This is a genomic window from Amycolatopsis sp. NPDC031561, from assembly GCF_055580625.1.
On record NZ_JBVILA010000014.1, the window covers coordinates 68909 to 90324 of the forward strand.

The 21416-nt window shown below is 69.4% G+C and carries 19 protein-coding genes; 10 read left to right on the forward strand and 9 right to left on the reverse strand.

The features are described from left to right. The first annotated feature begins 69 nt into the window (after positions 1-69). Entirely contained in the window at positions 70-3378 is a 3309-nt protein-coding gene (locus tag ACZ5IK_RS25505) for a S8 family peptidase (RefSeq protein WP_465489964.1), read from the forward strand. 314 nt (positions 3379-3692) lie between these two features. Here the strand turns inward: ACZ5IK_RS25505 and ACZ5IK_RS25510 are convergent, their stop codons facing one another. The 4 genes from ACZ5IK_RS25510 to ACZ5IK_RS25525 are packed head-to-tail and all read right to left on the reverse strand — an operon-like array spanning position 3693 to position 7348. After that, entirely contained in the window at positions 3693-4775 is a 1083-nt protein-coding gene (locus ACZ5IK_RS25510; protein WP_465489965.1) for a thiamine-phosphate kinase, read from the reverse strand. After that, positions 4759-5355, reverse strand: a complete 597-nt coding sequence (gene dcd / locus ACZ5IK_RS25515) for a dCTP deaminase (protein ID WP_465489966.1) — start codon at positions 5353-5355, stop codon at positions 4759-4761. The genes ACZ5IK_RS25510 and dcd overlap by 17 nt, the downstream gene beginning before the upstream one ends. Next, a complete protein-coding gene (locus ACZ5IK_RS25520) occupies positions 5346-6062 on the reverse strand; it encodes a hypothetical protein (protein WP_465489967.1) in 717 nt (238 codons plus the stop codon). The genes dcd and ACZ5IK_RS25520 overlap by 10 nt, the downstream gene beginning before the upstream one ends. Then, entirely contained in the window at positions 6062-7348 is a 1287-nt protein-coding gene (locus tag ACZ5IK_RS25525; RefSeq protein WP_465489968.1) for a helix-turn-helix transcriptional regulator, read from the reverse strand. The genes ACZ5IK_RS25520 and ACZ5IK_RS25525 overlap by 1 nt, the downstream gene beginning before the upstream one ends. A 363-nt stretch (positions 7349-7711) precedes the next feature. On the opposite strand from ACZ5IK_RS25525, the gene ACZ5IK_RS25530 reads away from it, so the two are divergent. Beyond that, complete coding sequence (locus ACZ5IK_RS25530) at positions 7712-8044, forward strand: hypothetical protein (RefSeq protein WP_465489969.1); 333 nt, start codon at positions 7712-7714, stop codon at positions 8042-8044. Beyond that, positions 8041-8697 carry a hypothetical protein gene (locus ACZ5IK_RS25535; RefSeq protein ID WP_465489970.1) on the forward strand — a complete coding sequence of 219 codons (657 nt, stop codon included), beginning with the start codon at positions 8041-8043 and terminating at the stop codon, positions 8695-8697. Before ACZ5IK_RS25530 ends, ACZ5IK_RS25535 begins: the two co-directional genes overlap by 4 nt. Here the strand turns inward: ACZ5IK_RS25535 and ACZ5IK_RS25540 are convergent. Both ACZ5IK_RS25540 and ACZ5IK_RS25545 read right to left on the reverse strand, forming a co-directional pair. After that, positions 8591-9265: a class I SAM-dependent methyltransferase gene (locus ACZ5IK_RS25540; RefSeq protein ID WP_465489971.1), complete on the reverse strand. Its 675-nt coding sequence runs from the start codon at positions 9263-9265 to the stop codon at positions 8591-8593. The two genes, ACZ5IK_RS25535 and ACZ5IK_RS25540, sit on opposite strands and share 107 nt — an antisense overlap. A gap of 92 nt (positions 9266-9357) precedes the next feature. Continuing rightward, complete coding sequence (locus tag ACZ5IK_RS25545; RefSeq protein ID WP_465489972.1) at positions 9358-10035, reverse strand: DUF998 domain-containing protein; 678 nt, start codon at positions 10033-10035, stop codon at positions 9358-9360. 235 nt (positions 10036-10270) lie between these two features. On the opposite strand from ACZ5IK_RS25545, the gene ACZ5IK_RS25550 reads away from it, so the two are divergent. After that, complete coding sequence (locus ACZ5IK_RS25550; protein WP_465489973.1) at positions 10271-12769, forward strand: M14 family zinc carboxypeptidase; 2499 nt, start codon at positions 10271-10273, stop codon at positions 12767-12769. A 98-nt stretch (positions 12770-12867) separates the two neighbouring features. Here ACZ5IK_RS25550 and ACZ5IK_RS25555 read toward each other — a convergent pair whose 3' ends face one another. Beyond that, the gene (locus ACZ5IK_RS25555) at positions 12868-13947 is read right to left on the reverse strand and encodes a J domain-containing protein (RefSeq protein WP_465489974.1); all 1080 of its coding nucleotides are present in this window, start codon (positions 13945-13947) and stop codon (positions 12868-12870) included. Between the two features lie 184 nt (positions 13948-14131). Here ACZ5IK_RS25555 and ACZ5IK_RS25560 point away from each other — a divergent pair, with 184 nt between their 5' ends. Continuing rightward, positions 14132-14965, forward strand: coding sequence for an alpha/beta hydrolase family protein (locus ACZ5IK_RS25560; RefSeq protein WP_465489975.1), 834 nt, complete (start codon positions 14132-14134; stop codon positions 14963-14965). On the opposite strand, the gene ACZ5IK_RS25565 is transcribed toward ACZ5IK_RS25560, so the two are convergent. Then, complete coding sequence (locus tag ACZ5IK_RS25565) at positions 14962-15861, reverse strand: hypothetical protein (protein WP_465489976.1); 900 nt, start codon at positions 15859-15861, stop codon at positions 14962-14964. The genes ACZ5IK_RS25560 and ACZ5IK_RS25565 overlap by 4 nt on opposite strands. Beyond that, complete coding sequence (locus ACZ5IK_RS25570) at positions 15858-16367, reverse strand: hypothetical protein (protein ID WP_465489977.1); 510 nt, start codon at positions 16365-16367, stop codon at positions 15858-15860. The genes ACZ5IK_RS25565 and ACZ5IK_RS25570 overlap by 4 nt, the downstream gene beginning before the upstream one ends. Positions 16368-16581: 214 nt before the next feature. Here ACZ5IK_RS25570 and ACZ5IK_RS25575 point away from each other — a divergent pair, with 214 nt between their 5' ends. From ACZ5IK_RS25575 to ACZ5IK_RS25595, 5 genes are all read left to right on the forward strand, one after another. Beyond that, complete coding sequence (locus tag ACZ5IK_RS25575) at positions 16582-17991, forward strand: APC family permease (RefSeq protein WP_465489978.1); 1410 nt, start codon at positions 16582-16584, stop codon at positions 17989-17991. Further along, positions 17988-18887: an ROK family protein gene (locus ACZ5IK_RS25580; RefSeq protein WP_465489979.1), complete on the forward strand. Its 900-nt coding sequence runs from the start codon at positions 17988-17990 to the stop codon at positions 18885-18887. Before ACZ5IK_RS25575 ends, ACZ5IK_RS25580 begins: the two co-directional genes overlap by 4 nt. Before the next feature lie 100 nt (positions 18888-18987). After that, complete coding sequence (locus tag ACZ5IK_RS25585) at positions 18988-19560, forward strand: NADPH-dependent FMN reductase (RefSeq protein WP_465489980.1); 573 nt, start codon at positions 18988-18990, stop codon at positions 19558-19560. Between the two features lie 24 nt (positions 19561-19584). Then, positions 19585-20565, forward strand: coding sequence for an ATP-binding cassette domain-containing protein (locus ACZ5IK_RS25590; protein ID WP_465489981.1), 981 nt, complete (start codon positions 19585-19587; stop codon positions 20563-20565). After that, positions 20562-21413, forward strand: a complete 852-nt coding sequence (locus ACZ5IK_RS25595) for an ABC transporter permease (RefSeq protein WP_410604632.1) — start codon at positions 20562-20564, stop codon at positions 21411-21413. The genes ACZ5IK_RS25590 and ACZ5IK_RS25595 overlap by 4 nt, the downstream gene beginning before the upstream one ends. Positions 21414-21416 lie beyond the last annotated feature (3 nt).

The following is a 21416-nucleotide window of genomic DNA, read 5'->3' on the forward strand; positions in this document are numbered from 1 at the left end:
CGTATGGCGCTCCGACCTGCACTTCCGAAAGCCTCGGCGCACCGATACGAGCGCAAACGGAGGTGCCACATGCGCCGAAGAGCCCATGTCCTGGCCAGTCTGCTCCTGGTGACCATGCTCGGGGTGACCGGCGCACAGACCGCGCAGGCCGCTTCCGACCCGGCACCGCCGGAGAACGCGGCGATGCCGGGGCCTCGCACCCTCACGCTGATCACCGGCGACCGGATCACCGTGCAGGAGCGTCAGGGGGACGTGCCCGCGCTTTCGGTGCAGCCGGGACCCGGCCGGGAACGGATGGGATTCCAACGCAGCCAGGACAAGAACGGCTGGTCGGTCTTCCCCGCCGACGCCCTCCCGCTGGTGGCGAAGGGCGTGCTGGACGAGCGGCTGTTCCGGATCGACCGGTTGCTCGCCGACGGCTACGACGACGGCGCGCGGCCGACCCTGCCGTTGATCGTGCAGCAGGAAGGCGCGGTGGCCGGCGCGGGCGCGACAACGGTGCGACGGCTGGACAGCGTCGGCGCGACCGCGTTCGCCCAACCCAAGGACCGCGCGGGGGAGTTCTGGTCCGCGTTGACCGGTCCCGGCGCGGCTTCGGTGCGGAAAGTGTGGCTGGACCGGAAGGTCAAGGCGAATCTCGACCGCAGTGTGCCCCAGATCGGTGCGCCGGAGGCGTGGCGGAGCGGGTTCACCGGCAAGAACGTCAAGGTCGCGGTGCTGGACACCGGTGTCGACGGCAAGCATCCGGATCTGGCGGGCAAGGTGGTCGCGGCCAAGGACTTCTCGGGCGGCGGGGATCCCACCGACCGGCACGGCCACGGCACCCACGTCGCCTCGACGATCCTGGGCTCCGGCACGGCTTCCGCCGGGCGGCTCAAGGGCGTCGCTCCCGACGCCGGGCTGCTCGCGGCCAAGGTGCTCGGGGACGACGGCAGCGGCGGCTTGTCGGAGATCATCAGCGGCATGGAATGGGCCGTCGCCGAGGGCGCCAAGGTGATCAATCTGAGCCTCGGCGGCGATGACACCGAGGACGTCGATCCTCTCGAGGCGGCGGTGAACCGTCTCACCAAGGACAACGGCGTGCTGTTCGTGATCGCCGCCGGCAACGACGGGGACCGCGGGGCGGGCACGGTGGGCTCCCCGGGCAGCGCCGACGCGGCCCTCACCGTCGGCGCGGTGGACCGGGCCGACGCGCTGGCGTCGTTCTCCGGCAAGGGACCGCGACGAGGGGACAACGCGGTCAAGCCGGAGATCACCGCGCCGGGCGTGGGGATCGTCGCGGCGAAGGCGGGTGGCGACTACCAGCCCATGTCGGGCACCTCGATGGCGACGCCCCATGTCGCCGGAGCGGCGGCGCTGCTCGTCCAGCAGCACCCCGACTGGCGTCCCGAGCAGATCAAGGCCGGGCTCACGAGTACCGCGAAACCGGCCGAAGGGCCGACCGTCTTCCAACAGGGAGCGGGACGAACCGACCTCGCCAAGGCGGTCAAGCAGCGGGTGCACGCCGATGTCACCACGGTGGCCTTCGGCACCGTCCCGGCGGCCGACCCGAAACCGCTGACCCGCGAGCTCACCTACCGCAACAGCGGTGACCAGCCCGTCGATCTCGGCCTGCGGCTGGACGTCCGCGACGAGAACGGGAAAGCGGCGGCCGACGGCCTGTTCACGGTGGACCGGCCGAAGGTCACGGTGCCGGCGGGCGGGACCGCGACGGCGGCGATCACGGTGAACCCCGGGCAGAAGCCCCGCGCTGCCTACGGCGGCACCCTGCTCGCCACCTCCGCCGACGGTGTCGAGGTACGCAGCCTGATCGGCGCGGACCTGCAGCGCGAGGTCTTTTCGGCCGACGTCAAGCTTTTCGACCGCAAGGGCAACGGCCCCGGTCCGCAGGGGCCGAGCGGCCTGCTGATCGTGACCAATTTGGACAGTGGCGACATGAAGATCTTCGTCGCGCAGGAAGGCGGAGGTCCGATCCGGTTGCCGCAGGGCCGGTACCTGTTCGTCTCGGAGATCTACGAGACGCCGGGGTCGAGTTTGGTCGCGGAACCGGGTTTCGTACTCGATCGAGACCGGGAAGTCGTGCTGGACGGGCGATTGGCGAAACCCGTGACGGTGCGGACCGATCGCCGGGACGCCAGTTCGAACGGTCAGATCGTCGCCTTCACCGAACGGGTCGCGGGCCGGGGGGTCACGAGCCACTCGTGGTACCAGCCGAGGCTCTTCCGCGACGACCAGTACTCCTACGTCGCCCCCACCCGTACCGACGTGCCCGACTTCGACTTCCTCGTCACGACCATGATGAGCAAGCAGACCGGCGAAGGCAGGTCGGAGAACAGTCCCTACCTCTACAACCTGCAATTCCCCAGCAACGGCAGGGTTCCCGACGTCTCCGGATACCGGGTGAGTGATCACGAACTGGCCAAGGTGAACGCCACCTACGCCGCCACCGGCAAGCAATGGGGCAACCTGCACGTGCTGCCGTCGCCCTACGACAACGAAGTCGCCCTCGGCAACGCCTGGTTCCTCACCGCCCAGGCCCAGTTGCCCTCGACGCGGGAAGAGTTCTACAGCACCGGGAAGATCCGGTGGCTGAAGCGGCTCTTCGTGGACCGGGCCGGTACCAACGGGACTTGGAGCGACACCGAGGAAACGGCGGCGGGCGTCGAGTACCGGGCGGGCCAGCGCTCCCGAGAGGACTGGAACCGCGCGGTCGTCGGCCCGACACTGGCGAAACTGACCAAAACGGTGCGCGACGGGGACACCTTCAGTCTCCTGTTCCCGCTGCTCGCGGCCAGTGGTGACCACGTCAGCCTGTCGGCGGTGGAGGGCACCACCCGGCTCATGCGGGACGGCAAGGAGATCGGTTCCGTGCCCCGGGTGCCGGGCCACCTTTGGCCGAACAACGGCCCGGTGACCTTCACCGTGCCGCCGGAAGCGGGCGAGTACACGCTGACCATCGACGCGAAGCGGCCGGAAGGCTCCAACGCCGAGTTGTCCGCCAACGTGGTCACGTCGTGGAAATTCCGCTCGCAACGGGCCGTGGGGGAGAAACCGCTCCCGCTGATGGCGCTGAGGGCCACTCCGTCACTCGGCTCGGCCAACGACGCCTGGCGTTTGCTGCCGCTCGCCGTGCCGATTGAGGTCCAGCGCCCCGCCGGGGTGACGGGCACCGTCCGGCAGGTCACCGCCGAGGCCTCCTTCGACGGGGGCAAGAGCTGGCATCGGCAGCCCGTCGTCGGGAGCGGTGAGCACCGGCAGGCTTTCGTCGTGGCGCCGCTGTTCAGCTCGTCGCCCTTCGTCTCGTTGCGGCTTTCCGCGACGGATTCGGGCGGCGGTTCGGTGACGCAGACGATCGTCAACGCCTACCGCCTGCGGTAAGCGACCGTGGCTCGTGAGTTCGGGCTGTGAAGGCCCAGCGGGCGTGTCGCGAAAGCCACTTTCGGGACGTCTGATGTCCTGAACGTGGCTTTCGCGACACCCGGAAGGTCGGTGCGGCGCTCATGGTGGCCGGGACCAGTGGCTCCTCAGTCGTGAGTGGCGATTCGGGTTCTAACCCGAATCACCACTCACGACCAACCCAAGCCACGCGGTCCGGCGTTGGCCCGGACCGACACCGAAGGACGGCATGAGCACGCCACATTCGACCTACCGGTCAATAACCGTCCTTACCACTCACGAGCACTCACGAGCGTTCAGCCCGCGCGCCTGCCCAGGACCTCGGTGATCAGCTTCGGCAGCTCGCCGCCGTGCCACGAACTGGGCGAGAACCGCTCCTGCGCGATGCCTTCCCAAGGCTCACCGTCGTCCAGCGAGATGCCCTCCTCGCGGGGCACGAGAGTGCCGATCTCCTGCGCCGCGACGCCTTCCCCCGCAAGGGTTTTCTTGGCGAGCTCGACGTCCTGCGGCCGCACGGCGACCACGAGCGTCCAGTCGCCCCAAGCCTGCGCGAGCTCGAACCGGCCAAGCCCCGACTGCTTGCAGACGTCGACGAGCGCCTCGTCCAGATGGAGATCCGTCGTGACGCGCGCGCCGAGACCGTTGGCGCCGCAAAGGGACCGCACCGTGGGGAAAAGCCCGTCGGACACGTCCATCGCCGCGCGTGCCAGCCCTGCCGTGGCGAGCGTCCTCCCGGCGGTCACCTGTGCCATGGGGCGGCAGGCACGTTTCCGGATTTCGGCGACGACGGACTCGGGAAGCCGCGCCTGCTTTTCGACGAGCAACGCGTACGACCAGAGGTAACCGGGCGAACCGACCAGCAGCAGCCGGTCGCCGACTTCCGCGCCCGCGCGCCCGAGCCTGCTCCCGGGGACGCACCGGCCGATCGCGGTCGCGGTGAGCTGCCGGACCGGGCCGTCCCGGAGATCGCCGCCGACGACCTTGGTCCCGTGCATCGCGGTGCAGTCGTCCACGCCGTCGAGCAGTCGCCGGAACTCGTCGGCCGTGGTGGTCTTCGGCAGCGTGTAGTTGACGACCAGCCCGAGCGGGGTGGCGCCGGCCGCCGCGAGATCGGACAGGTTGATCGTCGCGAGCAGCCAGCCCGCGTGATACGGATCCGTTTCACCCAGGATGGTGACCAGCGGGGTGGGGCAGCTGTCCGTGGTGGCGACCAGTTCGCCGCGAAGCCCTTCCGAGGCGTCGAGGACGGCGCAGTCGTCACCGAATCCGCGGACACCGCCGTAGCGCGGCCGCAGGAGGTGCTCGAGGATCGCGTGCTCGCCGAGGTCGCCCAGGCGGACGTGGTCGCCGACGGGCGAGAGTTCAGTTACGCCCGACATGATCCGCCAATCGGGACGGGGCCACGGAGTGGTCGCTGGAGTAGTTGTGCGGCAGCGTGCCGTAGGGCTGGTCGCTGCCGGTGGTGGCGAACAGCATGAGGTTGCAGATCCGCGTGCCGGGGTGCAGGAGTACTGGATGCCGCAGGTGGTTCACGATCTCCAGGGTCAGCACGGCGCCCTTCTCGCGGCCGAAACCGGGACTGACCTGCCCGCACAGGACGACGCTGATACCGAGCCTCGCGTAGTCGCTCGTACCGTCGACGATCCCGGCGAGTTTCTCCGAGAGCCCGATTTTCTCCAGTGTCGGCGCGAGAACGACCTCGCCGGGTTCGACGCGCAGCCTGCCGTCTGCGTCGAGTTCCTTCTTCCGGAGGTCCGGATAAGTGCTCCGGTCGGCGATGTCGACGGTGCCGGTGGAGTCCAGCGCGAACGCCTCGTCGCCGAGCCGCAGGCTGATCGCGGCGGGCCGGACGAGGTCCGGTTCGAACGGGGTGACGGTGAGTTCCCCGGTCCGGTGCGCGCGTTTGATCGCCTTGTCGGTCAGCACCCCGCGCCGGTGGACGGGCCAGGTCAGCGGCATGACGCCACCGCTTTCGCGACGGAACCGACGAGCAGCCGGAAATCGGTCTCGGTCAGTTCGCCGTTGGGCTGGTCTTCGGTCTGGCCGGGTTCGCAGTAGACGACGGTCGTGCTGGTGCGATGCGGGCCCTGGATCACCACCGTCGCGGTCAAGCCCGCGTCGATCGGCCGGACGGTGTGCACGATCCCGGTGTCGCACGAGTAGACGTCGCCGCGCCGGACGCTCGGGGTGTTCTCCACTTCGAGGCGGGCTTCGCCGTCCGCGAGCAAGGCGGCCGGATTCGCCGGATCGGCACCGTAGCGGTATCGGTCGTGCGTCTTGCCGCCTTCGGTGGTTTCGCGGAACTCGGCCATGTGCAGGCCTTCCCCGGCGATGATGGTCGAGGCGAATTCCCACCGGTGGCTGTGCGGATTGGATTCGCCGCGCGACGGTTCCGCGGACTCCGGCCAGACGTGGAGCCGGATCCGGAAATCGGCGGAGGCGTGGAGCACCATTTTGGCGAACCCGTTGGGGTGCCAGTAGGAACGCTTCGCCGCGGCTCGGACGGCTTCTTCGTCATCGAGGATTTCTTCGAGCCACGAAAGGAAAGTACCGGGAGCGTCCTGGATCCGGTGCGCCACCGAGCGCAGCCAGGGCAGGTCCGCGTCGCCGTCGCCGGGTCGTGTGCCGGTGACACCGCGGAGGAACGCGGGCGGAGTGTCGATCATCAAGTACCTGGGGTTCCTGGAGGGCTGAGCGGGGGCGCGGCGACGGCGAGCGCGGCCGCGCGAAGGGAGGTGACGGCGTCGAGCGTCTGCCAGATGGGTAGATCCCCGCTTCCCCAGGCCCACAGCCCTTGTTCGGCGTCATAGCGCTCCCAGAGGGTTCCGAGCGCCCGGTTGAGCCGGGGGAGTGGCAGGAGCGGGGCGGTGGCGAGCGCTTGGACGACCCAGGCGGCGGTGAAGTGCCGGATGATGATCCGGGTGGTTCCTTCTCCGTCGGGGCGGGGCCTCTCGAGATCTTCGGCCACGCCGTCGTCCGGGTGTGACCGCTCGATGAGCCATTGTGTGGCTTCGTCGGCGGCGTCCCGGACGTCGTTGCGATCTTCACGGCTGCGCAGAACGTCCCGAAGGGCGACGACCGATCGCGCGGTGTGGACCACCGAAGCCTCCGGGGCGACGAGGCCTGCTTCGTTCTTCTCCGGCCACAGCCGTGAGCCGTCGAAGTCGAGCCGGGCCGCCAGGAGGGCGTCGATCAGCCGGTCGGTCAGCGGGGCGTCCGGCCGCAGCCGGACCGCCGTGTGCAAGACGGCGGACAACAGGTACGGACGGGTCCTGCTGTACGGGTCGAGCGACCCCTCGAGCAGGCCCAGCCCTTCGTCGGCGGACATGGTGCTGGTGCGGAACAGCGCGTCCACCACCGACGCGGTGGTCTCCGGCCGCTTGCCGCCTGCGCGGCCCCGCCAGCCGTGCTCCGACTGCAGTGTGTAGAGATCTTCGGCGAGCGTATGTAGGTCGATGTAGGGATCGCCTACCACGAGCATCGCGTTGATCCCGTACGCGGTGCTCAGCGCCTTCGGGCCGGTGTTCTTCTGCAGGTTGTGCCGCCAGCCGAGTGGTTTGCCCTCGGCGTCGCGGATCAGATGCCCGGCGAGTTTGGCGCCGACGGTGTGGAAGACCTGCAGCAGCGAACGGGAGGTGTCCACGGCGCCCGCTTCGCCGATCGCGGGCGGGGTGTGGTCCTGGGGGGATCGGGCCCTCTCCACCAGCGTGACCAGCGCGTTCGCGGCACGGAAGTGGTCGTCGAGCTGGCGGGCGTTGTGCGCGGACGGCAGGTATTTGCCGGTCTCCCACTGGGTCAGGTTCGCCCGGGTGACGCCGATGATCCTGGCGGTCTCCGCCTGCGTTTCGCCCGCGGCCTTGCGCAACCGTCGCAGCTCACGTCCGACACCCGACGCGGTAACGGTTTCCGCATCAGGGCTTACCGGCTGGTCCCCGGCCGATGTAGGCTTCATGTAGGCACTAGACACGGGCTTACCTACCTCTGGTAGGCAATGTAGGGCGGTGACTGAACGTGCACACAACGGGGAGAGTACAGCAAGCGAATCGGACCGCGATGGCGCGTTGGTCAACGTCGTGTCACAACGTGCGAAATGCCGCACCGGGACCTGTTCTACCAGGTCCTGGGGTTCGTGACCCACCCGGCGACCAGGGCCGGTATGACCCGGGCGCGACCGGAAAGCGGATGCTGTCAGCCATGTGAATGTGACGCTGCGCATCCGAACCGGCTCGAGCCGTCTGCGGGCCACACGAATGCCGCAGTAGGCGTCGTGTGTGCCGACCCGAGTCCGCGCTTCGCAGCATCGGGGGTGAACCCCATGACCCACCACGAAAACCACACGTCAGCATCCCGAACTTGGTTCGATCGGCTTGCCGATCGCTTCCACGAATGGCTTTTCGCGACCGGCGAAGACGCCAGAGCCGCCGAGCGTGGCTGGCAGGTGACCCGCGTGTCGAAAGGCAGGCGGCGTATCTACCGCGACCCTCGCTGGGACACCGTGCACGCGTGCGAATCGTGCGGGGGCACGGGGTGGTGGCCCTACGAGGACGCCGTTTGCCCCGACTGCGCCGGCGTCGGTGTCGTCCGCTCCATTCCCGCGGCGGCGGTGGCCGCCGAGCAAATCGCCGGACGGACAGGAGGAAGGTCATGAACCGCTGGCAGGAACCACAGGCGATCGCCGAACTGGCCAGGGAGGTCACGGTGGTCAGGAGGCCCAACCCGTTCACCGCCCTCTATCACTGGCGGTACGAGATCGGCGCGCTGATCGTCCTCCCGTACGCGCTGTTCTCCCTGTTCCAGGCCGTCGGCCCGATCTGGACCGCGGTCGTGCTGTTCGGCGTCGCCAACTGGCTGTTCTACTGGAAATCGGCGCGACGCTTCGTTCGTGACCGGCTCCGGTCGGTCGTCGTGCAGCACCGGTTGCGGACCGGGTTCGCCCGGGCGCGGGTGTGCACGCTCGACGGCAAGCTGCCGGTGATCCTGTGGACCAAACCGAGGGGCGACGAAGTCGAGGTCACCCTGTTCTGCCCGGCGGGGGTCGGCTACGAGCGCATCGAGCAGCGGCGGGCACTCCTCGCCGCGGCGTGCTTCGCCACCGACGTCCACGTGTACCGCCATCACAAGCGGGCCAACGTGGTGCACCTTTCGGTCTGCACGGCGCGGTTGCGCAAGGACGCGGACGAGGACGGCTTCGAGCTCACGCCCGGTCTGCCGCCCGCGCGACGATATGCCGGGCAAGCGGCCGGTGCCGCCATTCCCCTGCCGGGGCACGTCGCAGGAATTCCTCGCGCAGCGCGGCGATGAACGCTTCACCGCGCGCGTTCGCCAGCGGCCGCATCGGGCCGGAGCGGGTGTGCGCGGTGAAGAACGTGTCCGCGTCGGGATGGACCATCGGGAACGACAACGGCTCCTCCCGTTCGAGCACGGCGTCTTCCAGCGCGGGTAGGAGCCGGTCTTCCCAGGAGCGGTCCCCGGCGGGGACGTGCTCCCGCAGGACGTCGGACAGCACCGTGAACGGCCCGTCCGGCTCGGTGCTGCGCGGCCAGTAGACGACCGAAAGCCATCCGCCCGGCCGCAGCGCGCCTGCCCAGGATCGGAGCGCGGCGTCGGGTTCGGGGAGTTGCTGCAGGCCGAAGACCGATACGACGGCCGCGGCAGGGAGGTCGAGTGCCGAGGCGTCGCCTTCGACGACGCGCACGAGCGGGTTGCCCGCCGCCCGGCGCCGGGCCAGCGCGGTCATGCCGGCCGACAGGTCGATACCGATGATTTCGCGGCCGGGCAGCCGCTCGGTGAGCAGATCCAGTTCCGGGAAGGTCCCGCAGCAGGGGACGAGAACGGGGCCGTCGGGCAAGGTCTGGGGGAGGGCCCGCACCGCCGCGGCGACCCAGGGCGCGAACCGGGGGACGTAGTAGGCCTCGTACCCCTCGGCGGCTTCGTCCCATCCCCTGGCGAGGCCTCCGGCGGTCAGGACGCGACCTGCAAGGCCTCGGTCTCGGTGGCGACCACCCGGGCCGGGATCAGGAGCGACGCCAGCGCGATCAGCCCGGTCAGCGCCATCGCGCGTTCGACCAGCCCCAGCGGGATCGCCTGCCACCACGGCCTGCCGCCGTTCATCGACACCACGATCGCCCCGAGGATCACGCCGAACCAGGCCAGCGCCGCCACCGCGAGCACCCGCGTCACGGCGCGGCGCGCGGGGGAAGTGGGGAAGACGGCCTTCGCGGCGAACCACACGGCCAGCGGCAGGCAGACGAAGGCCACCACGCTCGCGATCCGGTGCACGGTCCCGCCGGTGCTCGGCCCGATCGCCCAGTTGTTCTTGGGGAACGCCACGATCACCACCAGGCTCAACGTCCAGAGCGCGCAGAAGACCGACGCCGCGGACAGCGGCGGAAGATGCCTGCGGCGGATCAGCGCGCCGAAGCCGATCGCCGAACCGAACGCGACCAGCAGGACCGCGACGTCGAAGATCCACTTGTTCTCGCTCAGCGCGTATTCGCTGATGGTGCGGCGGACCGGGCTGATGTCGCTGGTGGCGGGGAGGACCTGCAGAAGCAGGATCAGCAGCGCGCCACCGGCGACCGAGACCACGGCGGCGAGCAGGGCCAGCGGGGATCTGGCGGTGACCTGGGACGTCGTCATGGTTGAAAGGTAACCACCCAACCTGAAGGTTTTCTTAGGCCGACCTGTCGGAATCGACAGGAAAGTCCCATTCTACGGTGCACGTCGTGGTGATCGTTCCGGCACGGTCGGTGAGATCGTTGGGCCGAAAGGGGTGCAGGCGACTTGTGGCGGGTCCCTCAGGTGGGGTCCCGGGTCTAGGGTCTCGCTACCGGTGACCTCACCCGGTCACCGGACTGTCCAAGGAGGTCAGTCTGTGGGGTATTCACCAAACCGGCGAAGAGCGGGATGGACGGCGGCGACACTGGTGCTCGCCGGCACCTTCGTGGCACTTCCGTCGGCCACGACGGCGGGGGCCGCGGACAACGTCGTGCGAGCCAATCAGGCCGTGCAGCGGTCCTGTTTCGCCGCGTTGCAGAAGCCGGGTACGTCCGGCACCGATCGCCGGGAGTTCACGTCCACTGTGGACGGTCTGCTCCAGGCACGTCTCGCGCCGCGCGGCGGCAACGAGGGTGACTGGGATCTCGCCGTCTTCGACAAGGCCACCGGCGCCGTGGTCGCCGCGTCCGCCGCGTTGCGCAGCCACGAGCTCGCCGAAGGCTTCGTGAAGAAGGACCAGAAACTGATCGTGCAGACCTGCCGGTACGACGGGCAGACACGCGACGCTGTCCTGGGGGTCGACTTCCTCGCGCTCACGCCGCAGGGAACACCGACCGGCGCCGCGCCTCCGCCACAGCGCGCCGAACTGGTCCGGGTCGAGACCCCGGCCAAGCAGGACAAGGACAAGCTGCTCCGGCTCGGCCTGGACGTCACCGAGAAGGCCGACGCCACCGGCGTCGAGGTCGTCCTCGCCAACGACGCCGACCGGAAGACGCTGGCCGACAACGGCTTCAAGTCCAAGGTCGTCGACGCCGACCTCTCGGCCCGGTCGATCCAGAACGCCAAGACCGACCGTGAGTACGCCGCGAAGACGCCGGGCTCCATGCTGCCGTCCGGGCGCACGAGCTACCGGCACCTCTACGACTACCAGTTCGAGGCCAAGGAACTGGCCCGCAAGAACCCCAAACTCGTCACGGCGTTCACGCTGCCGCAGCCGACCTGGGAAGGCCGCGACGTCATCGGCCTCGAGATCGCGAGCGACGTCAAGAACATCACGGACGGCAAGCCCGTCAACTTCACCATGGGTGTGCACCACGCCCGGGAGTGGCCCGCGGGCGAGCACGCCATGGAATGGGCGCACGAACTGGTCAAGGGCTACACCGGCAACAACGCCGAAATCCGCGGCCTGGTCGGCCGGACGCGCAACATCGTCGTGCCGATCGTCAACCCGGACGGCTTCGAAATCTCCCGTGAAGCCGAGCCCAAGGGCGACTTCTCGCGCTTCGACTACGAGATGAAGCGCAAGAACTGCAACGTCAACGACTCGCCCAAGGAGTTCGCGACCGGCGTCTGCAAGGCGAACCCCGGCGGCCGTGAACGCGGCACCGACCCGAACCGCAACTACGCGGGCTTCTGGGGCGGCGCCGGCGCGTCGACCGTGTGGCGCAACGACACCTTCCGCGGGGCAGGGCCGTTCTCCGAGCCGGAGACGCAGAACATCCGCTCGATCGTGTCCAACCGCCAGGTGACCAACCTGATCACGCTGCACACCTTCTCCAACCTGGTGCTGCGTGTCCCGGGTGTCGCCGCCGTCCGCCCGCCGCTCGACGAGCCGGCGTACAAGGCCCTCGGCGACAAGATGGCCTCGCGCAACGGGTACACCAGCCAGCCGTCGTGGGCGCTCTACGACACGACCGGCTCGACCGAGGACTGGTCGTACTGGGCCACTGGTGGCTGGGGCTTCACCTTCGAGATCGGCAACACCGAGTTCCACCCGCCGTTCCAGGCCGGTGTCGTCGCCGAGTACACCGGCGTCGCCCCCGCCGCTGGCGCGGGCAAGGGCGGCAACCGCGGTGCCTTCATCGACATGCTGGCCAACACCGCCGACCCGGCGGCCCACTCGACGCTGATCGGTACGGCGCCGAAGGGTTACCAGCTGAAGCTGCACAAGACGTTCCAGACGCCGACGTCGCCGGTCGTGCAGCCGGACGGTTCGACGAAGCCGCCGATCTACGTGACCGACAACCTGAACTCGTCGCTGTCCTCGACCGGCGGCCGGTTCGCGTGGTCGATCAACCCGTCCACCCGGCCCTACGTCGCGGGCCGCTACGGCCGCGAGCCGCAGGGCCCGGCGCAGGCGAACATCGCGGTGACGAACCCGGCGGGCGTGCCGGCGATCAACACCAACTACCCGGCCGATCCGGCCTCGGAGAGCTTCACGTTCCACGTGGACGGGCTCCCCAAGGTGGACAACGGGAAGTTCAGCGTCGACGTCAAGTGGGCCAGCCCGGACACCGACTGGGACCTGTACGTCTTCGACGCCGCGGGCAACATGGTGTCGTCGTCGGCGAACGGCGGGACCACGGAGGAGCACGCGACCCTGTTCGACCCGCCCGCCGGGGACTACCGGGCCGTGCTGGTCAACTACGCCCAGGCCAACCCGTCCACTGTGGACGACTGGACCGGCGGCGTGTCGTTCCAGTCGCCGATCCCGCCGACCTACGGACCCAAGGAGGCGTACCAGCTGACCTGTACGTCGCCGAAGGGCAAGCTCGTCGGGCTGGCGGACGTCTACATCGACCGCGGCCAGACGGTCGACGTCGGTGAGGTCTGCACCCGTTCCGCGCGCGCCAAGAAGGAGCGCTCGGGCCGGTAGTCAGTAGTCAGCGCGTGAAGGCCCCCTTCCCTCGGCTCAGCCGAGGGAAGGGGGCCTTCACGCGCATCGGGGTCTGGGTGGCACCGGGGACCGGGTCCTCAGAGGGTGCCGACCACCCGGTCCCGCACCACCCGCATCGTCGGTGAGTCCACAGTGGACGGCTCTGCCGCCAGCCAGCCGCCGATCTCGTGCAGGAACTGCTCCGGCGTCATCGGCGGCGCTGGGGAGGGATCGTCGTGCTCGGTGGTGATCTCGCCGGTCCGGCTCGGGTACACGACCATCGCCCCGCGCAAGGTGACGCCCGGCAGGATCCGCCGGTACTCGGCGAGGCTTTCGGTCAGCCTGCTCCCGCCGCCGCGGAAGGCGCGGCCGTTGCGCAGCAGGCGGTCGTCGTCGCCGGTTTCGTAGTGCCCCGGCAGCCACAGCTTCGATTCGATGAGCACGAGCCGCTTCCCGCACAGCACCGCGTGGTCGACGTCGGCGAACACCGAGTCCGGCCACGAGAGGCCGTGGAAGATGCGGGCGCCGGGCAGCCGGGTCAGGTAGCGCTCGAGCAGGTCGGCGGTGAGCCGCTCGGCGAGTTCGTCGGACTCGGTGCCGGGGGTGCCGAACACGCGCTTCCCGCCGAATTCGGCGGCGAACCGGTTCTTGGCGCGTGAGGCGGCGAGGTAACCGCGGGCGAGCCGCTGCACCAGCAGGGCCGTTCCGGCGGTCAGGATCAGCCAGATGATCAGCGTGGGCGCGGAGAAGCCGACGCCGGTCAGCACCGGCAGCAGGACCAGCACCATCCCGCCGACCGCAGCCACGACCGGGGTGTGGCCGGGGCCGCGCCGCCGTCCGTGGCGCACGCGCTCGTCCTGCGCGGCGAATTCCCACCATTCGAGGTTGTCCGGGTCGATCACGACCTGTTCGGGTTCGTAGCCCGGTTCGTCGCCGAAGCGACGTCTCGGCCGCGGCCGGATCGGTGCGCGCACGGAGCGCCCGCCCGCGTCGTAGCCCGCGCGCCGCAGCGGATCGCTGAGCGTGTCGTAGGCCTCGCGGACCAGCTGGAACGTGAGCGCGGAACCACCGGCGTCCGGGTGATGCGACTTCGCCAGCCGCCGGTACGCGGTCTTGATCTCGTTGACCGAGGCGGCCTTGCCCACGCCGAGCACTTCGTAGTAGTCGACAGCTGGCACGGGCGGTTCACCTCCAAAGGGCCGGGCCGCAACACTATTCGGCCGCCGCCGGTCACCCGCAACCACCTCCGCGGCGCGTCGGGGTGACCTCGCGGGCATACTGTTTCGCCTGTGGCGGAACGAGGTCCGCCTCCGGCGCGTCCTGGATATCGTGGAGATCGACAGCGTACGAGGAAGGACACCCGTGGGAGAACCGATTACCGGCACGGCCGCGGGGGTGCCGTTCACGGTCTTGCCGCCATCGGCCGAGGTCAGCGGCCCCGCGCCGGTGGTCGTCGCCTGGCACATGATCGACGCGCCCCGCTCCGACGCCGCGTTCGCGGCCGCGTTGCCGCTGGCGGGGGTGCCCGCGTGGCGCGTGTACCTCGGAATGCCCTTGTGCGGCGCGAGAATGGTCGACGGAAGCATGGACGCGCTCGTGGAGCGGGCCCTCCGTGACGCGATGCTCGCCTACATCGATCCCATCGCCGCGCAGGCGGCGCTGGAGTTCCCCGCCGCCCTGGCCGAACTGCGCGAACGCTTCGGTTTCGACACTTCCCGGATGGCCGTCGTCGGCGGTTCGCTGGGCGGTGCCGTGGCGCTGACGATCCTGACCACGCGGGAGATCCCGGTCCGCGCGGCGGCCCTGATCAACCCCGCGGTGCGGGCGCGTTCGGTGATCGGCGTGGTGGAAGGCATGCTGGAGCAGCCTTATCCGTGGAACGACGAGGCGAATCAGGCGGCGGATCGACTCGACTTCGTCGCACGATCGGGTGAAATTTCGGCCAGGGACACGCAGGTTCCGTTGCTGGTGGTCAGCGGCGAAGAGGATTTCCCCGCTTTCCGCACGGACGCCGGCGAACTCGTCGAGGGATTGTGCGGGCAGTACGCCGAGCCGGACGACGTCCGCCTGACCGGAGTGCCCGGTCTCGCGCACCCGCTGGCCGAAGACCCGGGGATCGAACCCGCGCCGCAGCTGCCGATCGCGAAGGTGGTCGACGACGCGGTCACCGAATGGCTGGTGCGCCACCTGGGCTAGCAACCAGCGGGCGGCGCCGACCGGGCGGGGCCGAATTCCAGCCGGAGTTTGTCGGTCTTGGGGATCACGAACGCGACGCCGCTGTTCGCCCGCCAGTCCGACGGCACGAACACGTACTGGCCACCGGACTGGAGCAGCAGTTTCAGCCCGGTGTACCGGTATTTGTAGGCGGCGTCGGGATCCGCGCATTTCACCTGGAGGACACCGCCGGAGGTGAGGTTGAGGCTTTCGGCGCTGTAGAGCGTCGCGGCGGGGCGTGCGGGGAGCTGCGCCGCGACCTCGAATCCGCGCCGGACGCCGATGGCGGCCGAGTAGTCGCTGACGGCCCAGAACAGCCCGATGCTGACCAGTGCGTACCCGAGGACGAGCTCCAGCAGGCTCGATCGCAGCGCCGAAGCCCAGTGCCGCCAAGCGAACAGCAGCATCAGCACGCCGAGTGCGAAGCCGAGTCCCGGCAGGCCCGGGCGGTCGCGGAACGGCTCCGGGTTCAGCGTGACGAACACGGTCGCACAGACCAGCAGGGCACCGAGTCCGGCCGCGACCGGGGCGCAGATCCGGAGCAGCCGGGCCCACGAACGCTCGGTCAGCCGCAACCGCAGGATCCGGACGGCGATCACGAAACCGAGCACCGCCCCCGCGGCGCCCGCCAACGGCAAGTACAGGCCGTCGACGCCGCGCGCGAAGATCTCGTCCGGGGTCTGGGCGAGAAGCGTGTAGTGCACGCGGAAGTACGCGAAGAGCACCTGCGTCTCGACGAGCCCGAAGAAGTACAACAGCGCGGTGAGCAGCGTGGTGTTGGCCAGTACCGCACCGACCAGCTTGAGCGCCTGTGGCGGCCCGGGGTCGGTCTCGGCGGCCGTCGGTACCGGCCGCCGCAGGCCGCGCCGCGCGGTCATCCCGACGTGGTCTCGGTGGGTTGCTCGCTGGTGGACGCCGGGCTTTCCGAGGTCGTGGTCTCCTCGGTGACCTCGGGCGGGCACGCCTTGGCCTTGATCGTCACCGTCCCGCCGGGTTTGACCGGGGAGTGGGTGATGCTCGCGGTGCACTCGCCCTCACCGACGACGACGACCTTCACGCCGCACAGGTTCGGGCCGCAGGCCTTCCTGATGTCGCCCTGGATGTCCGACCGGGCGATCGCGGGGGCGGCGCCGAGGCGGGTGTGGTCGTAGATGATCGGGCTGCCGGGCACTCCCGGCGGCTTCGAATCCTCGGTGTGGCCGCCGCCCCCGCCGGACGACGCGGAAGACGCCGAGCCCGCCGACGCGGTCGGGGCGATCTCCGTCGTCACACCGCCACTGGTCTGGTCTGCCGGAGCGGTGTCGCGGGGCGCGGACGCTCCACCGCAGCCCGCTGCGAACCCGAGGGCGGCGATCGCCATCGCCGCGCTGAACAGCCGTTTCATGGACCTCACCGTCCTTGGAAGACGCCCTTCTGGGTAAGGACGCGGAATGACCGCTCCCTGATACGTCCCGGATTGGTCCGTTCGGGGGTATTTCGCTGAATCCGCCCTTTCGGGCAATTCCGGGTGGACCGGTGCGCGACAACTTCGCCGCCCGGCCTTCCGACACGCCCGAAAATATGTTAAGAAACTTTACTAACTAACAGGGAGGCGCGTTTTGAGTTCACCCCCGCAGCCGGGGCTCGAGCGGAAGATCGGGCCGCTGCAGGCGACCGCCATCAACATGACCCAGATGTGCGGGATCGGCCCGTTCGTCACCATCCCCGCGATGGTGGCGACCCTCGGCGGCCCCCAGGCCATGTTCGGCTGGCTCATCGGCGCGGTCATCGCGCTGGCCGACGGCCTGATCTGGGCCGAACTCGGCGCGGCCCTCCCCGGCGCCGGCGGCACCTACGTCTACCTGCGCGAGGCGTTCGGCGCCCGTACCGGCAGGCTCATGCCGTTCCTGTTCGCCTGGAGCGCGGTCCTGTTCATCCCGCTGATCATGTCCACCGGCGTCATCGGGCTCGTCCAGTACCTCGGGTACTTGATCCCGGGGGTGTCGGACGAGGCGGGGACGACCGGGCTCGGCAAGGTCATCGGGCTCGGCGTCATCGTGCTCGTCGTGCTGGCGCTGTTCCGGCGGATCGGCGAGATCGGGAAACTGACCACCGTCCTGTTCGCGATCATGCTGTTCGCCGCGCTTTCGGTGATCGTCGCGGCCTTCACGCATTTCGACGGCGCGCAAGCGTTCGCCTTCACGCCGGGCGCGTTCTCGTTCGGCGGCGGCGCGTTCTGGGCCGGGCTCGGCGCGGGCCTGATCATCGCGATCTACGACTACCTCGGCTACAACACCAGCGCGTACCTCGGCGGCGAGGTGCGTGACCCGGGCCGGACGCTGCCGCGGTCGATCATCTTCTCGATCCTCGGCATCATGAGCCTGTACTTCCTGCTGCAGCTCGGCGTGCTGGGCTCGATCCCGTTGGAGGAGCTGAAGAGCGCCACGTCGGTCGCCTCCACCGTGCTGGAACAGGCGTGGGGCACGGGCGCGGCCAAGATCATCACCGTGTTCATCGTGATCGCCGCGATCGGCTCGGTGTTCGCCGGCCTGCTCGGTGGCTCGCGGGTCCCGTTCGAGGCCGCGCGCGACAAGGTGTTCCTGCCGGTGTTCGCCAAACTGCACCCGAAGCTGAACCTGCCGACCGCCGGTGTGCTGACGATGGGCCTCATCGCCGCGGTCGGGTCGCTGTTCACGCTGACCGCGGTGATCAACGCGGCGGTGACGGTGCTGGTGATCGTCCAGTCGCTCGCGCAGGTCGCGGCGATCGTGGTGCTGCGGCGACGGCGTCCGGAACTGGACCGGCCGTACCGGCAGTGGCTCTACCCGATCCCGACGATCATCGCGTTGCTCGGCTGGGTCTACATCTACTTCTCGGCCACCTGGCTCTCGATCGGGCTTTCGGTGGGATGGATCGCGCTCGGGGTGGCGGCGTTCCTCGCCTACGCGAAGGCGGAGCGCGTCTGGCCGTTCGGGCCCAAGGGTGTTCAGGAATCGTTCGCGGGGGCGGCAGAGGGGAACGGGAAGTGACGGGGGAAGAACTGATCCTGGGGATCGACTTCGGCGGGACGAAGGTCGCGATCGGTCTGGCGGACAGAACCGGGAGCCTGCTGGTCACCCGGCGGCTCGACACCGACGCGCAAGCGGGCGCCGAACAGGTGGTGAGCCGCGCGCTCGCCGCCTCACGGAAACTGCTCGCGGACGAAGGCGCCGCCGACGAGCTCGTCGCGATCGGCGTCGTCAGCCCCGGCATCGTGCTGGAGGACCGCATCCTGCTGGCCCCCAACGTGCCGGGCTGGGAGGAACTGCGGCTGCGGGAACTCGTCGCCGACGAGTTCGGCGGCGTCCCGATCTCCGTGGGCACCGACGCCAAGGCGGCGGCGCTCGCGGAATGGCGGTGGGGGGCGCTGGCGGACACCGATCCGGCGGTGTTCCTGTCCTTGGGGACCGGGATCGCGGCGGCGGTCCTGGTCGGCGGCCGGCTGCTGGCCGGCGCCAACGGAGCTGCGGGCGAGATCGGCTACAACCTCCGCTCGCCGCAGGACACCGACGGGTTCGCCAGCGGAGCGGCGCCGCTGGAGGAGGTCGTCGGTGGGCGTGGGCTGGGCGGCCGGGCGAGTGAATCGCTCGGCCGCCCGGTAACCGCGGGCGAGCTGTTCGGCCTCGCCAGGGAGAACGCGCAGGCCAAGGAACTGGTCCGTGCGGCGCTCGACGAACTGTCGATGCACGTCGCGAACCTCGCCATCGCGCTCGACCCGCAGCGGATCGCCGTCGGCGGGGGACTGGTCCGCTCGGCCGACGTCCTGCTGCCCGCGCTGCGGGAGCGGCTCGCGCAGGCGGTGCCGTTCCCGCCCGAGCTGGTGTCGGCGAAGTTCGACCAGGACGCGTCCCTGCTGGGCGCGATCGCGATCGCGCTGGACGCGTAGCGAGATCACCGACCGAAGCCGCCGGGCTTTCGCTAGATCCGATCTAGCGAACCCCGGCGGCTTTCTCGCGCCCAGGGGGTGAGGCGAGAGGAGGTCGGTCATGAACTGCAGCCCGCTGCGGGTCGCGGTGATCATCGGCAGTACCCGGGAAGGACGGGTGGGGGATGCCGTCGCCAAATGGTTCACCGGTCGCGCGGAAGACCGGGACGACCTCGTTCTCGACGTCCTCGACCTGATCGACTTCGGCCTGCCCGCCGGGCTGCCGGAGCAGGCGACCCCGGAGATGAAGCGGTTCATCGCGCGGATCGACGACGCGGAGGCGTTCGTCGTCGTCACCCCGGAGTACAACCGCAGCTTCCCGGCGTCGCTCAAGCAGGCGATCGACTGCGCTTACGACGAGTGGCGCGCGAAGCCGGTGGGTTTCGTTTCGTACGGCTACCGCTCGCAGGGCCTTTACGCGGTGGAGCAGCTTCGCTCGATCTTCACCGAGCTGCACACCGTGACCATGCGGGACACGGTCGCCTTCAACCTCCTCGACGGCACCTTCGCCCGCGACGGCGCCCCCATCGACGACGACGGGCAAGGACAGGCCGTGACCACCTTGCTCGACGAACTCGTCTGGTGGGGCCTCGCCCTGCGCGAAGCACGCACCGCCCGTCCCTACGTCTGCTGAAAGCTTCTGAAAGGAACAAGGAAAATGAGTGAACTGGCCATCGAAGCCTCGGGGCTGGTCAAGGTGTTCGGGGAGAACCGGGCGGTCGACGGGATCGACCTGAAGGTCCCCGCGGGCACCGTGTACGGCGTCCTCGGGCCCAACGGCGCCGGCAAGACCACCGCGGTGAAGATGCTCGCGACCCTGCTCCGCCCCAACGGCGGTGAGGCTCGCGTCTTCGGCAAGGACGTCGTCCGCGAGGCGGACGCTGTCCGGTCCATGGTGAGCCTGACCGGGCAGTACGCCTCGGTCGACGAGGATCTGACCGGGACCGAGAACCTGGTGCTGATCGGCAGGCTGACCGGGCACCGCAAACCGGCGGCCCGTGCCCGCGCGGAGGAGCTGCTGGCGGCGTTCGGCCTGTCCGAGGCCGCGGGGCGGCAGGTGAAGAACTACTCCGGCGGGATGCGACGGCGGATCGACATCGCCGCGAGCATCCTCAACACCCCGGACGTGCTCTTCCTCGACGAGCCGACGACCGGGCTCGATCCCCGCAGCCGCAACCAGGTCTGGGACATCGTGCGTGCGATCGTGCAGCACGGCACCACCGTCCTGCTGACCACGCAGTACCTCGACGAGGCCGATCAGCTGGCCTCCCGGATCGCGGTCATCGACCGCGGCAAGGTCATCGCCGAAGGCACCAAGGGCCAGCTGAAGGCATCGGTCGGCGCGGGCGCGGTCCACGTCCGGCTGCGCGATGCCGATCAGCGTCCGGAGGCCGAAGCGCTGCTCGTCCGCATCCTGGAGGCGCAGGTCCAGCTCGAATCGGACCCGCTCGCGCTGACGGCCCGCCTTTCGGGTGACAGCACCGAACAAGGCGCCGCCGAACACGCCGCCCGCGCACTGGCCGAACTCGCCCGCGCGGGGATCGTCGTCGACACCTTCTCCCTCGGCCAGCCGAGCCTCGACGAGGTCTTCCTGGCCCTCACCGACCGCACCGTCACGCCTGAGGAGAGTGCAGCTTGAGCACTACGGCAGTCAAAGAAAACGAACCCGTTCTCGCGGCACCGAAGGCGGAGGATCTCGCCGCCGTTCTGATCGCGAAGAACCGTCCGCAGCGCCCCACCGCGCTGTCGGCTTCGGTCACCTTCGGGTGGCGTGCGATGTTGAAGATCAAGCACGTGCCGGAGCAGCTGTTCGACGTCACCGCGTTCCCGATCATGATGACGCTGATGTTCACGTATCTGTTCGGCGGCGCGCTGTCCGGCTCGCCGACGGAGTACCTGCAGTTCGTGCTGCCGGGCATCATGGCGAGCAGCATCCTGATGATCACCATGTACACCGGCATCTCGGTGAACACCGACATCGAGAAGGGCGTGTTCGACCGGTTCCGCACGCTGCCGATCTGGCGGCCGGCGGCGATGGTCGGATACCTCCTCGGCGACATGCTGCGCTACCTCATCGCGTCGGTGGTGATCCTCGGCGTCGGGCTGATCATGGGCTTCCGTCCCGGCGGCGGGGTCGGCGGCGTGGCCGCCGCGATCCTCCTGCTGCTGGCGTTCTCGTTCGCGTTCTCGTGGATCTGGACGATGTTCGGCCTGCTGCTGCGCAGTGAGAAGTCGGTGATGGGGGTCAGCATGATGGTGCTGTTCCCGCTGACCTTCCTCAGCAACATCTACGTCAACCCGGAGACGATGCCGGGCTGGCTGCAGGCCTTCGTCAACGTCAACCCGGTGACCCACGTGGTCGCGGCGGTCCGCTCGATGATGGACGGCAACTGGGACGGCGGCGAGATCACCTGGGTGCTGATCGCGGGCGGGGTCATCCTCGCGATCTTCGGCACGCTCACGATGCGCCTCTACAACCGTAAGTGAACT